Below are 15,511 nucleotides of genomic sequence, written 5' to 3'. Positions count from 1 at the left end.
GCGGGCTTCGCGGCCTCAAACGGCCTGAGCAGCTCGCACCAATCTTGATCCCGTCACATTGCAACAAACCGCACAGGTTCGGCCAGCACAGTGACTGCCGACTCCACGCCTGCCAGACGTGCCGAGAGGGTCGCCTCCGCCAGCCGAGGCGGCAGCGTCTCCGAGAACTTCAGTCCGCGTACGGCCCGCTCGTCGACCTCGGGAAGACACAGCCGGTCCGCCGCGCCCGCAGTCCGGCTCTTCCAGGACGCTGGTGTCACATCCTCTCGCAGCCTGAGCCAGTGGTCGTTGATACGTTGCCCCGGGACCGCCACGTCATCGAGCGTCGCCGCCAGCGTGGCATTGGTCCGGTGGCCGGCCCACGTCCACCAGCGCATCTGCCCGTCGGACTCACGGACGACCAGCGTGCCACCCGGATGGACGCGTTCCAGGAAGTGCTCCCGTGCCTCGGTGAGCGACCGCATGGCCCGTTGCGTGAGCCTGACGGGGGGATCCGTACCGAGGAGCACCTCGCGTACGGCACGCGACACCTCGTACGACGTGCCCAGGCCGAATCCGGCAGAGCTCCACTTCGCCTTGCCGCCTCCGTCCGCGGGTTCCACGAAGCAGCGCTTGCGCTTCCAATCGATGTAGGTGACCAGCCAGCTCCGGCCGGCGAGCAGCAGCCGGCGCGGTCCGTCGATCCGCTCGGTGAGGAGACTCGGATCGGTCCGGCCGATCTCCGACCTGCCGTGCAGGACGGTGAACTGCGGAGGGGCAGTGAACACTGTCGTGAGGTTCATGAAATGACGCTGTCCGAAGCGCCGTTCGGCTTCGGGCCCGATGAACAGAAGGCCGCCGTCCCGTTCCAGGTATCCCTCCTCCACGAGGTGCCGCACGATCGGTTCGGCTCCGCTGCCGAACGGGCCGAGCCCGTGCCACCACTCCTGCCACAGGTTCTCCCCGACCCGGTGTTCCTGGAGGCACAGCGCGAGCAGCTGTTGTGCGACGATATGCCGTGGTTCCGGCGGCGCGGCCACCGGTTCCACCCACCCCCGCGACCACTGCAGCAGCAGCCCCGCCGCCTCCAGCAGACCGGACTCGTCCAACGCCAGGAACAGACAGTTCCGGGAGGTTCCGGGCCGCCGCCCGGTGCGCCCCAGCCGCTGGAGGAAGGACGCGACCGACGTCGGGGCGTCGATCTGGATGACCCGGTCGAGGTCCCCCACGTCGATGCCGAGTTCGAGGGTGCTGGTGGAGACGATCACGCAATCACGTGCCTCGGCAAAAGCCGTTTCCGCCCTACGGCGTTCGTCGAGCGACAGTGAGGCGTGGGAGAGGAAGGTCGTGATGCCCTTCGCCCGGAGCTTCTCGCCCAGTTCCTCGACCAGTCGTCGTGACTCGCAGAAGACCAGACGCTTCTCCCCTCTGTGCAGCGATGCGACGACCGTGGCCGCGTTGTCGAGGGAGCCGACGTAGTCGAGCTGGATGTCACCCGGGGGCGCAGGGGCCGGTGCCCCGGTCGGTGGACGCTCGGGTGCCCGCAGGTGCGGTGCGACGACCCTGGCTGGGCGTTTGCCCGCGCCCGAGCCCTGGAGCCAGTCCAGCAGCTCCTCGGGGTTGCCGACCGTCGCGGAGAGTCCGACCCGCTGCAGGGGGCGGTCCACGACCCGCTGCATCCGCTCCAGCACGGCGAGGAGATGCCAGCCGCGGTCGTCGCCGGCGAAGGCGTGTACCTCGTCCACCACCACCGCTCTGAGTCCCGAGAAGAAGGCCTGGTGGTCCACATTGGCGCTGACCAGCATTGCTTCAAGGGACTCGGGCGTTGTGAGCAGTACGTCCGGGCGCGTCGCGAGGATCCGCTTCCGGGCACCAGTGGTGGTGTCACCATGCCAGAGGGCCGCCGTACGTCCCAGCCACGACGCGTAGGTCTCCAGCCGGGGCAGCAGGTTGTTGAGCAGCGCCTTGAGGGGGCAGACGTACAGCACCGAGGTGCCGGTCCAGCGGCTCTTCGCCATCCTGGAGAGCAGAGGAAAGCACGCGGCCTCGGTCTTGCCCCCCGCCGTGGGCGCGAGGAGGACGGCGTCATCGCCCGCGAGCAACGGACCGATTGCCTCCTCCTGGAGCGGGCGCAGGCCACTCCAGCCGAGCGTGTTGACGATGTGGTGGACGAGGACCGGTTCCAGCTCGTCGAACGAGCTCACGGCAGCTCCAGCTCGATGTCGTCCGGGTTCCCCGCCGCGGCGTTGCGCTCGGTCTCGGTGAGTTCCGAGGCCCTGAGGGTGAACGAGTAGTGCTCCCGAGGGTCGAAGTCGGCGAACTCGTCCACTCGGTCGAGGACGTCGGCCACCAGCTTGCGCAGGAACACACGAGGTGCGACCCCGACTTTGCCGCCGAGGCCGCCGGTGACGGCAGCGGCCAGTTCGTCCACGTAGGCATCGTCCACCCGCCCGGCCACACGGGCCGGATGACGCGCCCCGTCTCGGTACAAGTCCCGGACCTTGCGACCCAGTTCACCGAGGTGGGGCAGGTCGAATCCGGACAGTCTCAGCTGGACCGCCCGGGGTGAGTCGAAGCGCGCATCCGTGGTGAAGTCGGTGGCGAGCCGCTGGGCCAGCGGTGCCAGCCGCTGCGCCCCCTGCTGCCCGTCGTAGAAGGCCGGCGTACCGGTGATGACGAGGAACAGGCCGGGGAACCGCCCGGCGTCGATCTCGTCGAGAAGCTGCCGGAGTGCGTTGAGGCCTTTCTCCCGTACGTCCCCCCGCACGCGCTGCAGGGTTTCGATCTCGTCGAGGACCAGCAGGAGTCCGGGATGTCCGCAGTCCCGCAGCACGGTGAGCAGTCCTTGCAGGAACCCCAGCGCCGCGAAGTGGTCGAGATCCCCACGCACGCCGGCAGCACGGCGCGCGGAGGCCGCGACGGACCGCTGTCCCCCCAGCCATGCGATCAGCGCTTCGGCCGTCGCCCCGTCGCCCACTGCGACCGCTCTGCGATAGCCCCGCAGTGCCGCGGCAAAGGCGGGAGTGGTCCGGGCGACCTCGGCCAGCCGCCGCTCCATGAGGACATCGACGGCTGCGGCGAGTGCCGCCTCGTCCTCTTCGTCGGTCTCACCGGCATCGAGGACTTCCTCTTCCAAGGTGTAGAACCAGGAGTCGACGACGGCGCGCAACGCACTCGGCTGATGCGTCGCGGTGGTCAGTCTCTCGGTCAGCCGACGGTAGACCGTCTCCAGCCTGTGCAGCGGCGTCTCGGTCTCCGAAACCTGCACCTCGGTCGTGGCCAGCCCTGCTCGCTTGGCGCGTTCTGCCAGCCACCGCGCGAAGAAGGTCTTGCCGGAGCCGTATTCGCCACGGATGGCGTGGAAGGCCGCACCACCGCGCGCGATGGTACCCAGGTCGTCGTCGAGCGCCGTCTCGAACCGTCCCAGCCCGACCGCGAGCAGGTCGAGGCCCGCCTGGGGTACGGTGCCGCGTCGTAGCGCATCGATCACCTCTTTCCGCCGGACCGCGCTCGCCGCGGCGGCCGGGACGGCGGTCACCGTGCGTCCTGGGCAGGAAGGAACTGCCCGCGCAACAGCGTCTCGTCGAGTTTCACCGTGTGTCCCGCGTCGATGAAGCCGAGCACGGGGTAGCCCTCGACGTTCAGCAGCCGCTGAACGGTGGCGACGAAGCCTTCGATGTTGCGCCGTACCCGGCCGGTGGCGGAGATCGCCGCGGCCAGTGCGGCCGGGGACATGGTGCCGCCTGCCGCGACCAGCTGGTCAATGACCGCGGCCACGACCCCCGCCTCGGGGGCCTTGCGGACGTACGCCTTCTGCGCTTCGTACACCTCGCTCGCCACCACGAGTTCGCCCAGGCTCGGCGGTACCGTCGCGGACGGCTCGCTGCCGTGCGGCAGAGGGGCGACGACATCGTCATCGGTGAAGAGACCCTCGGACTGGGCCGGTGGCTTGCCCTTCGTCCTCGGCTTCGCCTCGGCGCCCGGCAGCGCGGCCACGTCGTCCGGTGCCGGTGTCGGGGCGGACGGCGCCCGCCACCACAGCGGCGCAGCCTGCTCCCGGGGCAGCAGCTCCCAGTCCTGGGGGACCTGGCCTGCGGAGGGTACGAGCACCAGCACCGGGACGGTGACCTCGGCGAGCGCAGCACCGCCGTGGTAACCGGCCCGGCGGCCGGAGTATCGGATGTCCTCGCGCCACGGCACGACGATCGTCCCGTCCCCGTCCGTTACACGGGGACCGCTCAGGCACACTTCGCCGTCTCCGGCGTCCGTGCCGGGCCGCCAGCGCGCTGACCCGATGGGGCCGGGAACCTCCGCCGCGCCCTTGCCCGGTGCGCGGTCGAGGACATGACCGTGGTCGGAGACCAGAACCACCGGCCGGCCGTAGCTGCGGGCGGCAGAGAGCAGTTCGCGGAGGTAGGTGATGTCGTGCAGGGCCCATGCGGTGCGCTGGCCTTGCTGGCCGGAGTCGAGGGCGTCGTCGATGGTGTTGAGCACAACCCCGACCACAGCGTCGGAGGCGAGTGCGAGCAGCAGTTCCGGGGCGAGGAAGTGCCCGGCGTCCCCGCCGATCGACGCCTTGTGGAAGAGATAGGCGTCCTTGCGACGCTTGCGCCAGAATGCCGCGAAGCCCGACGCCTCCTGCGACTGACCGCCCACGACGATGGTCCCTGTGAGCAGCGAAGCGCGGCTCGCCTGGGTCACCGACGGAAACGCCGACACGGCTGCGAGCCGTCGTGCCGGTGCACCGGGCGCGGGACGCGGGACGACCTCACGCCAGCCCTCACGCTCGACCTCCTCGCCGAGCTGGGCTGCGACCGCACTGCTCATCCCGTCGAGCACGATCAGCAGCGGCGGGGTGGCCGCGGCCAGCGGCCGTGCGAGGGTGTCCAGCACCTTCTCCACGACGAGGCACCCGGCCGGATGCTGGGCACTGGCGTGGGACACCCACGCTGCCAGGTGCCGGGCGAACGCCTCGTCCAGCGCGTCCCGTCGGGCCCGGCCCTCCTCGTACAGGGCACGCAGGTGTCGTGCGGCCTCGGGGTCACCGCCCGGGTCGCCGCTCCACAGCACCGTCAGTGCCCGGTCGGCCCACCCCCAGTCCGACAGATGCTGGGTGACAGCTGCCGCCACCCCTTCTGCGGAAGGAGCCGGCAGGCGCAGCCAGCGGGCGATACGAACGGCCATCTCCGCGACCCGTACCCGGTCGGGGAAGAGCCCGGCCAGGGCATGCCCTGCCAGCTCGGCAAGCTCGCTCTCCCCTCCGTGGGGAGACTGCCGTGCCGCCTCGATCGTCGCGCCCAGCTGCGCGGTGAACCCGGCGGGCAGGAAGCGGCTCCCGGCCAGCGAGGCGGTGAGCCCCGCGTCACGGGCCAGCTCATCGGCTCGGTCGAGGACTGCGAACACGCGCTGCCGAGCGGGGTCGTTGCCACGTGCCTCGGCGATCCAGCGGATCATGGTTCCTTCCACCGCGTCGGTGAAAGCAGTCAGTTCGGCCGTGCGCGGCCGCGCCTGCCCGAAGAGCCCACCGACGGCGAGGACGGTGTCCGGGCTGACCGCGGGGTCGCGCAGGGCCGCGCCGAGCAGTCCGAGGGCCATGGCGTCCGCGCCGCGACCTGTCTCGGCCAGCGCAAGGAGCACGGGCGCGGCGGGCCCGGCGATCTCGCCGAGCCATTTCTTCAGTTCCTCGCGTTCGGTCTCCGCGAGTTCGGCGAAGCGGCGGGAACCCGCCGCCGTACGGGACCAGGCCAGCAAGGAGTCCGCGTCGAGGGCGACTCCCCTGCCTCCGTCCGCGGCCCCCTGGGGCCCGCCCAGCCCGAGGCGTTCGACGGCCAGGGCCCGCAATGCCGCGTCCCGGGTGAGTACTCCGGTCACCCGCGGCCAGCCGCCATCGGCAGGCTCGGCATCGACCAGGGCGTCCAGCAGCCAGTCCTCGCGGTACATCCGCATGTCGATCCCTGCGGCGCCGAAGCGCTGCAGGACGATCTCGGCCTTGTCCACGGTGAGCGTGCGCCGGCGGACCGCGTGTCCGCGCAGGTCCCAGCCGAGCTGCGCGTCGTCGACGCCGGTGGTGAGGACGAGCAGACTCCCGGGAGGCTCCTCGACACGGTGCTTGCGCCATGCGGCGAGCAGCCCCAGGACCGACGACTCGTCGCGTACGACGACCCGCCGCGGTTCACCGGCCACAGTGGCGGTGAACTCGGCGGCGGCACCTGCCGTGTACGTCCCGTGGATCAGCATCAGGGACCGGTCACGGAACGCGGCGGCGTTCCGCTCCAGAAGTGCTTCGACGGTCCGGCGGCCGACCTTCGGCAGAGCGTGGGTCATCAGTGCCCGGACTCCTCACCGTCGGAGCCGGTGAACTCGGCGGAGTCGCCGGAGTGCTGGTCCACCACCCGCCAGGTCACCTGAACCCGGGCGCCGGGATGAGCTGCGAGGAAGGTCCGCAGATCCGCGCTGAGGTCCGCCATGGTGGCGGCAAGGCCGGCTTCGAGCCGGGTCGGCTCCACAAGGTACGTCGCCCGGGCGGCCTGCGCCGCCTTCGGTGTGTCGAGGGCCTTGGGGCCCGCGTCCCGTGCGCCTCGGGCGGTGTCCTTATCCACCTCGGCCGGCTGGTCGGACGGAACGGGCGGAGTTCCATGATCCGTGAGCCGGATGTCCTCCGCGGTCGGCGGTACGGTGACCGGCGGCGGGGTCACCGGCTGGGCTGCCTGCGCAAGTCGGGTGGCCTCGCGCATCAGGGCCATGGCCGAGCCCTGGATGCCGTCCAGCACCGGTGCCAGGGACTCGTCGGCGGACTCATGACGGTCTGCTGCCTTCCGAACGGTGTCCACGAGCGCGCGGGCACGGTCGCCGACGGAGTCGTCACGCGTCGCCAGCTCGTGGACGGTGTCCAGCAGCGTCGGCCAGTCCTCGCCCGCCAGCGCGTCCCGAACGGCGGGTGCCTGCTTGAGCGCCGCCCCGATCTCGTCGTCGCCCACCGCGTAGGCCGCGCCGGCCAGCTCCTGGAGGACGAGTGTGGGGTCGCTGTCACGCAGGACGCGCGCGATCAGATCGGCGGCGGCCTTCAGGGACTGCACACGAGGCGCCTCCGCCCCGCCGGGGCCGGCCAGACCGAGTCGTCCGGCATGCTTCTGCAGCAGGTCACGGGCGCCTGCCACGGCCTTGCGGTGCTCCTCCGCGACCTCGCGAACCTGGCTGGAGAGCTGAGCAACATTACGGGCGAACAGGACCGGAGGCACGCTCTTGCCGAAGATGACCGCGGCCCGTCGCAGCGCGGTGCCGAAGGTCTCCTCGTCCGGCAGCGCGACCGCCCGGAGCCCGTAGCCGGAACCGATCTTGTCCAGGTCCGGTGCCTTGGACAGCGTGGAGGTCTGGTAGATCCAGGTGCGGTCGTCGAGGAGGGCGTAGGAGGCGATCAGCAGATTGGCGACATTGCGGTCCAGCCCCTCGTAGCCCATCTCGGCGATCCAGCCGCGGATCGTCTCCACCGCCAGGTCCTGGCCGGAGTCCGGGCTCTCGGCGGCGCGCTTGTTGATACGCAGGCGCCAGTCGTTGCTGACGTTCAGCGGACCGTCGTGGACCTCGCCGAGGCCGAGAGCGTGTACGATGCGGCGGACCCGCTTGAGGTGGTGGCTGTCGACCACGATCCGGCGCGAGCCGTCCGCCATGGCCCGGGTGATCCATTCCAGGGTCGTCTTCAGGTCGCCCAGGGTGACGGCCTCGCGCTTGAGCTGCGGGTCGAAGTCGGGGTGCTTGGGGTAGCGCGCCGCGTACATCTCGTCCGCTAGCAGGAACAGGTTCTGCTCGAAGCCGACGGCCGGTTCCGGCTTGGTCCGCTCGAAGCCGCGCTGCAGCGACACCAGGTGCTGGCCATCGGGTACCTGAGCGCCCACCGTGCCGGGCTCGGCACGGTTGATCCCGTACAGCTGGAGCAGGGCCTCGGTGAGGCGCTCGGTGAGGCTGTCCCGGGACGCCTTGAGCTGGTTGCGGATCTGGACGCGTTCTTCCGCCGGCCGGGTGGCGGTGTGGTCCTCCAGCCGGTCCCGCTCCAACAGATAGTTGATCTTCAGCAGGCGGCCGAGCTGCCGGCCCGTCTGCTCGGAGAAGAAGTCCGGCAGCCAGACCAGGACCGGTTCGCTCTTCCCCGCGCGCAGCAGCTTGTTGACGCGGTTGAGGTCGTCGCTCGGCGCGTGGTCGCCCTCGTCGAAGGGGTAGTCGAAGACGATACGGACGTTGCCCGGCAGCTGCGGACTGAACTCGTCGTCCGGCAGGTGGGGGTCACGGACGTTGCCGAACACGAACTCCACCGTGCGCTTGGTGCCGCGCCAGACGATCTCCCGCTCGCAGACGAACGCCTGGGTGTCCTTGACCCCGAGCGCCCGCCACAGCTGATCCTTGATCCACTGCCGGCGGTAGCCCAGCTGGTCGGCCACGCCCTGCACCTCTTCGAGCAGGGGCTCCACGTCCAGGTCCGACAGGTGCAGGTGGAAGACGGGGTCGCTGCTGTCGCCCTCGCTGCGCAGCTCACCGTCGTACTCCACCTGGAGGTCCCGCAGGCGCTTGACGGCCACCGATCCGGCGTCGCCGACCCGGGTGCGGATCGTGCCGTGGTTCAGGGCTGCGAGCCGGCCTCCGGTGAGGCGGCTCAGCGCCGGAACGTTGGGGGCGAGGGCGGCCAGCAGCAGTGTCTTGACCAGCCGGTCGTCGGTCTGGAAGCGCTTGTCGTCCTTCGACCGGTACTTCTCCAGCAGGGTGTCGCGCACCCGCTGGTGGAAGCGGTGCGCAATCTCCGATTCACGGCGCAGCTTCGGCGTGAAGGCCGCTCCGGTGCGGTCCGCGATGACGTCGTAGAGGTCGCCGAGCGGGATCAGCTCCCCCATCTTGAGGTCGTCGCGGCGTCGGCGCAGCAGCTCCTGGACCAGCTTCAGGCCGGTGCGCTCGCGCTGGAGCACACCGGAGAGGTCGACGAGGACGTTCAGCAGGGCCGGCGAGAGCGGGTAGAGCTCCCGGAAGTCGTCCCAGCCGGCCTCCGTGCGGCCCTGCGCGTCGAGCAGGACCTGGCGCACCTCGTCGTTCGACGACTCGACGATCTTGAAGGCGTCGTCGCGTACGGACTCCATGCCGGGCTTGGGCGCGAGCACCCGGTGCTTGATGATCTCGACGAGGTTGCTGTCCTCGAGATCGACGACGTCGAAGCGCTCGGCGAGGTACTCGATCTGCTGCTCGAGGTTCTCGACGTCCGCACCCGCCACGTCGGTGCCGATGAGCTGGGACAGGTCACGCTGGCGGGAGATGAACGACACGATGGGCACCGGGCGCCCGCTGTCCGCGGACTCGATCAGCTTGACCAGCCGCTGCACCTGATCCCGGACGAAGTCGTGCCGGCCCATGTTCGCCTGGAGCCACAGCACCAGCTCGTCCAGGAAGAGGACCACACCGGTGTAGCCGAGCGACTGCGCGTGCCGCGAGATGATCTTGAGGCCGTTCTCCAGCGGCACGAAGGCCCCCGCCTCGCCGCGCACGCCCTGCGCGTACGAAGCCATGGGCCCGGCCAGCAGCGCGGATACCAGCTTCTCCCGGTACGGGTCGTCCACGGCGGTCGCGCCGAACGCCCGGTCGAAGTCCGCGCCGGTCCAGCCGCCGGCCGCCGGCATGGCCTCCCCCATGTCGAGGGCGGGCATGTCGTCGGGGTCCGCTTCGACAGGGGTCCCGTCCGCCGCACCGAGGGCAGCAGCGCCCTTGCCCAGCCACTGGAGGAACTTCGCGTCGTCGTCGAGGAACTCCCGCTGGGTCCGGGCGTCGGCGAGCAGCGCGTCGGCGCGGTAGACCGGGGGCAGAGGCTGGTCGGGGTGGAGCTCGCGCACGGTGTGCACATAGCCGCCCAGCAGCGCCGAGTCGAGGTCGGTGGAGCCGACGAGGTGGTAGGGGACCATCAGGAAGCGGCTACGCCCCAGCCACTCCTTGTGCGCGGCAGCCACTTCCGCCAGGCGCGCCTTGGTCCCGACCGCCGGGTGGTTGTTGAGCACGGCATGCAGCACGGAGAGGAAGTGGCTCTTACCGGCACCGAAGGAGCCGTGCAGGTAGGCCGCGTGGGAGTTACCCGTCCGGACCGCGTTCGAGACGATGCTCAGGGCATGCCGGAAGGCACCCTGGAGTTGTTCGGTGACGACGTATTCGGCGACCCGGGCGTCGGTCTCGCTGAATCCCTGAGAGAGCTCGATCTTGAAGTCGCCCGCGTGGACGTCTTCCTTGATGTCGATGACATCCTTCAGGAAGAGCTCGCTCGTAGGCATCAGGCGATCAGTCCCTCGGTCGGTGGCGGCGTGGTCACAACGGTGCGCTGGTCGGCGCCCCTCAATCTTGCCAGGCCAGCGGTGGCGAGAACCCGGCCGTGGCAAGATCCACGCCACTTCCGACCACACCTTCGGTCATTGCCCCCTTCCCGTGTGTCACATCGAGCGGCTGGGTAGGGTGCGGATCTGAATCGGGGCAGCGGGACGGGGGGCGCTACGTGGGCTGGCGCGAGGAGATCGCCACGGCGCTCGGCGAGTGGATCGCCGTCGAGGGCGGCGCGGGCAGGCAGCCCCGTTGGCAGCGCATCGGACGCGCGGCCCGGACCGGTGAACCCGGTCAGTACGCGGTGGACCTGCGCGGCTCCGACATCGGCCCGGACCAGCTGGATGGCCTGCGCCTGGCTGGACCGGACGACGACGGCATCGAGGCAAACGGCTTCGCCGTCTCCGAGACAGTGCAGAACGGATCCCTGCTCACCCTGCGCGTGGCCGAGTTCGCCGAGATCACCGACCCGCATCTGTGGATGCTCAAGCAGCCGCCCACCTTCCTCATCGAAGCCCTGCGCAACGGCATCGCCGGCCTCGGCGAACACCCCCTGGCCGCCGCGCTGGCGGCCCGGACCATCGGTGGGGTACCGGCGCACGACGTGGACCCGCCCGGATTCCACCCTGCGCAGGCAAACGCGTACCGGGCCTGCCTCGGCGAAGGTGTCCACCTGGTGTGGGGGCCGCCGGGCACCGGTAAGACCACCGTCCTCAAGCGCGCCATCGGTGACCTCATCGCCCGGGGCGAGCGGGTGCTCCTGGTCTCCGCGACCAACATCGCGGTGGACAACGCCCTGCTCGGGGTGGTGCGGGAGAAGCGACACGGTCCCGGTGACATCGTCCGCGTGGGCCCGCCGCACCTGCGGGAGGTGGCCGAGGACCCATCGATCTCGCTGCCGCTGATGGTCCAGGCACGCTTGGCGGAGACAGCCGATCGCCGCAGCGGGATCGAGGGTGAGCTCGTCGCGATCCGCAACCGTGCCGAACAGCTGGCGGCGCTGGACACCGCTCTGGCCGGTTTTGATCCCTCCGCGTACTTCGCTGCGCTGAAGCTGCTGTGGACGCCGGGGCAGGACCTGGCGTCGGCGCTCTCTCGGGTGAACGACATCCAAGGTCGACAGGCCGAGGTGGAGCAACAGCTGGCAGACGCCCTGTCGGCGGCGGAGACGGCCAACGCCCGCCTCAGGGGGGCAGCCCCCTCACATGCCCAGTGGCAGCAGGTGGACAAACTGCGTGCGGAGCAGGTCCAGATCCGCGAGGCGGCAGAGGGCCTCGAAGCCGACGCGCTGATATCGGAGAAACACCGCCGCGCTCTGAGCGGGGAGTTGACCGAACTCGAAGCCAAGGGCGCTGTGGCCAGGTGGCGTCTTCGCGAGAAGATCACCACACTCCAGCAGCGGTTACGGGACGCCGAGCAGGACGCTGCCGAGGCACGGAAAGCTGCCGGGAAGGCCCGCGCCACGGCCACCACCCATATCGCGAAGCTCGACGCCCGGATCACGGTACTCACCGACAGCATTCCGTTGACGCCCGAGCAGATCAGCGCCCTCGCAGCCGACGCCGAGGTCAAGCTCACCGCCATGGAAGGCGTCCATCGGCATCTGGAAACGTGCAGGAGGGAGGCAGACCAAGCCGCCCAGGTGGCAATCGCCGCTCAGCAGGCCCACGATCTGACGGAACAGGCCACCCTCAAGGGCTGGCCGACCCTGCACGCCCAGGCCGAGCGGCTGCGCCCGGACGTGATCAGTGACAGCGCCTGGCGACCCGCGCTGGAGGAGAAGTACCAGGAGGTCCAGGAGGAGTACGAACGCCTCTCCCGCAACGCCCAGGGCGAGATCATCAAGGCCGCCAAGCTGGTCGCCACCACCCTGGCCAGGTTCCGTACGAACCCGGCCGTCTTCGAAGGCCCGTACGACGTCGTCCTCGTCGACGAGGCCGGCGCCGCGACCCTGCCCGAGGTACTGCTCGCCACGGGCAAGGCGAGCCGGGCCGCCGTCCTGCTCGGGGACTTCATGCAGCTGGGGCCCGTCATCCCGTCCGCACTCAAGGACCAGGAACGTGACGACATCAAGCGGTGGCTGCTTCCCGACGTCTTCCAGCACTGCGGAATCATCGAGCCCGCCGACGCGCAGGCACACCCGGCCTGCGTCACCCTCACCGAACAGCACCGCTTCGGCCCCGCCGTGATGAAGCTGGCCAACGATCTCGCGTACGGCGGGATCCTGCGGGGCGGAGCCCAAGCGTTACGGGAGCGTCCCGGAAACGACCCCGAGATCGTCCTCATCGACACGGACGGCCTGCACGAACTGGCCCGTGCACACCTGACCGGCAGCCGTAAGGGGTGGTGGCCGGCCGGTTCGCTGATCGCGCGGGCTCTGGTGGAGCTGCACCGTGAGCAGGGTGAGGAAGCGGGCATCGTCACGCCGTACGGCGTTCAGGCCGAAGCCACGCTGGAGGCGCTACGGGATGTCGAGGGGGCGGGGCGGCCGCTGGCCGAGGTCGGTACGGCCCACAAGTTCCAGGGCCGGGAGTTCGACGTCGTCATCTTCGACACGGTGGAGGGCGGCGCCGACAGCCGTGAACTGTGGATGGCCCTCGCCCACCGGCAGCCGGGCGCCGACGAATGGCGACGCAACGGCGTCCGCCTGTTCAACGTCGCCGTCACCCGGGTCAAGACCCGCCTCTACATCATCGCCGGCGGAGAACGCGTCCGCGGAGCCCGGCCGGGGACGGCCCTGGCCCAGCTCGCGGGACTGATCGGCACTCCGGGGGTCCGGGTACTGCACGCCAAGCACCTGATCACCCCGCCGCACGCTCCGGTCCCCTTCCGGGGCGAGTTCGGCACGGCCCTCGCCGAGGTGCTGAGCCGGCACGTGGAGGTGACGGAGATCGACGACGAACGGGACTTCTACCGCACCTTCACCGACGAAATCCGGCAGGCGCGGCAGTCCTTGTGGCTCTGGGCCCCGTGGGTAGCCAACCGGATCCGCTCCCTGCTGCCCGAACTGCGGGCGGCGGCAGGCCGGGGCGTGCGGATCACGGTCTTCATACGCGACGACACGGACCAGCTCCAGAAGAAGGACACCAGCCGGCCGCTCATCGCCGACCTGCGCTCCGTGGCGCACACTGTCGTCCCCATGCACGTCATGCACCAGAAGATCGCGGTGATCGACGAGCGCACGGTCATGCTCGGCAGCCTCAACGTGCTCTCGCAGAGCAACACGCGTGAGGTGATGCTGACGATGCGGGGCGGGTACTTCGCACGAAAGCTGCTGGAGCACGAACACGCGGAGACGTTCGCGCGCCCGCCGAAGTGCGGGCGGTGCAAGGGCACGGAGATCGAGATCCGGCGCTGGAAGAACGCCTGGGTCTGGCGGTGCTACGCCGCCGCGTGCAAGACGACCCCGTCGGGCGGTACGAACGCGTGGACGCGGGAGATCCGACTGAAGGGCGGGCGCTGAATCCGGTGGGCGCGTCCCGGGGTCATGGAGCCGCCGAGCTCACCGGACACTCCGCCCATACGGTCTTCCCGGGCCCGACCCGGGCCCGTACACCCCACCGTGCAGCGAGGGCGTCGACGAGGGCAAGCCCCCGGCCCCCGTCCGCGTCGGTGTCGGTGTCGGTGTCGGTCGTGGTATTCGCTGCCGGGAGGCGGGGGTGAGTGTCGGACACCTCCACATGGACGACACCGGCTCCGGAGTCGAACAGCAGCCTGAGCTCGAAGTCCCGGCCCGGAACGCACCCGTGCAGCACAGAGTTGGCGGCGAGTTCGGCAACGACGAGAGCGAAGGAATCGAGGGCTGCCGAGCCGCGTGGAATCCCCCAACCGACGGCTTGCTCAACAGACAGGAGCCGGGCGAGGCGCGCGCCGCGCCGGGTGGCGGAGAAACGCTGAGCGAACGTACGTACGGTGACGGGCACTTGGGCGTGAGGAGGCGTCATGGAGCCAAGCGTTCCGGGCGTGGGCCCTGGTCGGCAGGGACGACACTGGTACAGATCGCTCTGTACTGGTTCACGCGCTGGACTGGGTGGGTAACTGACCGTGACCATGGAGCGTCGGGCGGGTGCGGGCACGTACGGAGGGGCGGCTGTGTCATGAACGTTGACCACGGCGGCGGAAACAGCAACGGCAACGAACCGGAACTATCGGACAGCCTGAAGACCTTCGGGGCGGTCCTGAAAGCGCTGCGGGACGAAGCCGGTTTGACGCAGGAGGAGTTCGCACCACGGGTGGGGTACTCGGCGCACTACATCGCCAAGATCGAGCAGGGCAAACGCTTCCCGCCGGCAGACTTGGCGGAGCGAGCGGAGGAGCCGCTGGGGGTGGTCGCGGCGAAGGTACTGGGGGCGGCGGCGCGGAGTCTGACGCGGAAGGCGGGGCTGGCGTCGTGGTTCCACAAGTGGGCGGGGATCGAAGAGGATGCCGTCTCCCTGTACACGTACGAGTGCCGTGCGATCCCAGGGCTTTTGCAACCCGAACCGTACATCCGCGCGATCTTCGACCGCCGCTTGCCACCGCTGTCCGAGGAACAGATCGAGCGACAGGTGAGCGCCCGCCTGGAGCGGCAGCAGCTCCTCGCGAACCGGCCGAACACCGCATTCAGTTTCGTCATCGAACAAGCACTGCTCGAACGGCATATGGGTGGGGCCGAGGTGTCCCGCCATGTTCTGGACTACCTGCTACTGCAAGGGCAGCGCCGGAACGTAGAGATCCAGGTCATGCCTCTGCGCCAGGAAGACCATGCCGGTGTGGACGGCCTCATGTACCTGGCCGAGACCCCTCAACACGAGTGGGTGGGCTACTCCGAAGGCCAGCAGTCGAGCATCCTCATCACGGGCCCGAAGGATGTGAGCGCAATGCTTCAGCGCTATGGCAAGCTGCGGTCGCAGGCCCTCGGCCGCGAAGCCACAGTCAGCCTGCTGGAGCAGATGCGAGGAGCACTATGAGCACCACCGAACTGGCCTGGTTCAAGAGCAGCTACAGCGGCAGCTCCGGCGACAACTGCGTCGAGGTTGCCGTTCCCTCGGAAGCCGTCCTCGTCCGGGACTCCAAGGATATTGGACTGCGGCCGCTCGCTGTGTCACGCGAGGCGTGGGCGGCATTCACCATGCACGCGGCACACGTGCCCGCCTCCTGAACCCACGCCTCCGGGGTGAGGCGACTCCTGACAGCACCGCCTCACCCCGTCAGCGCG

At 69.9% G+C, this 15,511-nt stretch carries 8 protein-coding genes; 3 read left to right on the top strand and 5 right to left on the bottom strand.

The features are described from left to right. Positions 1 to 53: 53 nt before the first annotated feature. From ABD858_RS27060 to ABD858_RS27045, 4 genes are read right to left on the bottom strand one after another with little or no spacing between them, the layout of a single operon-like run. Complete coding sequence (locus tag ABD858_RS27060; protein WP_345042232.1) at positions 54 to 2,183, bottom strand: DEAD/DEAH box helicase; 2,130 nt, start codon at positions 2,181 to 2,183, stop codon at positions 54 to 56. Beyond that, positions 2,180 to 3,517 (bottom strand): BREX system ATP-binding protein BrxD, encoded by a 1,338-nt coding sequence (gene brxD, locus ABD858_RS27055; protein WP_345042230.1) that lies wholly within the window; start codon positions 3,515 to 3,517, stop codon positions 2,180 to 2,182. Before brxD ends, ABD858_RS27060 begins: the two co-directional genes overlap by 4 nt. Continuing rightward, complete coding sequence (gene pglZ, locus ABD858_RS27050; RefSeq protein WP_345042228.1) at positions 3,514 to 6,303, bottom strand: BREX-2 system phosphatase PglZ; 2,790 nt, start codon at positions 6,301 to 6,303, stop codon at positions 3,514 to 3,516. The genes brxD and pglZ overlap by 4 nt, the downstream gene beginning before the upstream one ends. Then, positions 6,303 to 10,271, bottom strand: a complete 3,969-nt coding sequence (locus tag ABD858_RS27045; protein WP_345042225.1) for a BREX-2 system ATPase PglY family protein — start codon at positions 10,269 to 10,271, stop codon at positions 6,303 to 6,305. The genes pglZ and ABD858_RS27045 overlap by 1 nt, the downstream gene beginning before the upstream one ends. A gap of 218 nt (positions 10,272 to 10,489) precedes the next feature. Here ABD858_RS27045 and ABD858_RS27040 point away from each other — a divergent pair, with 218 nt between their 5' ends. Continuing rightward, positions 10,490 to 13,777, top strand: a complete 3,288-nt coding sequence (locus ABD858_RS27040) for an AAA domain-containing protein (protein ID WP_345042223.1) — start codon at positions 10,490 to 10,492, stop codon at positions 13,775 to 13,777. 22 nt (positions 13,778 to 13,799) lie between these two features. Here ABD858_RS27040 and ABD858_RS27035 read toward each other — a convergent pair whose 3' ends face one another. Continuing rightward, complete coding sequence (locus tag ABD858_RS27035; protein WP_345042221.1) at positions 13,800 to 14,258, bottom strand: ATP-binding protein; 459 nt, start codon at positions 14,256 to 14,258, stop codon at positions 13,800 to 13,802. Positions 14,259 to 14,411: 153 nt separating this feature from the next. On the opposite strand from ABD858_RS27035, the gene ABD858_RS27030 reads away from it, so the two are divergent. Both ABD858_RS27030 and ABD858_RS27025 read left to right on the top strand, forming a co-directional pair. Further along, positions 14,412 to 15,263, top strand: coding sequence for a helix-turn-helix domain-containing protein (locus ABD858_RS27030; RefSeq protein ID WP_345042219.1), 852 nt, complete (start codon positions 14,412 to 14,414; stop codon positions 15,261 to 15,263). Further along, complete coding sequence (locus tag ABD858_RS27025; protein WP_345042217.1) at positions 15,260 to 15,454, top strand: DUF397 domain-containing protein; 195 nt, start codon at positions 15,260 to 15,262, stop codon at positions 15,452 to 15,454. Before ABD858_RS27030 ends, ABD858_RS27025 begins: the two co-directional genes overlap by 4 nt. Positions 15,455 to 15,511: the final 57 nt, after the last annotated feature.

Origin of the sequence: Streptomyces sannanensis, from assembly GCF_039536205.1 — a bacterium.
Lineage (GTDB): Bacteria > Actinomycetota > Actinomycetes > Streptomycetales > Streptomycetaceae > Streptomyces > Streptomyces sannanensis.
The sequence above is the reverse complement of the archived record's forward strand: the minus strand, read 5'-3'. Positions and strand labels throughout refer to the sequence as shown.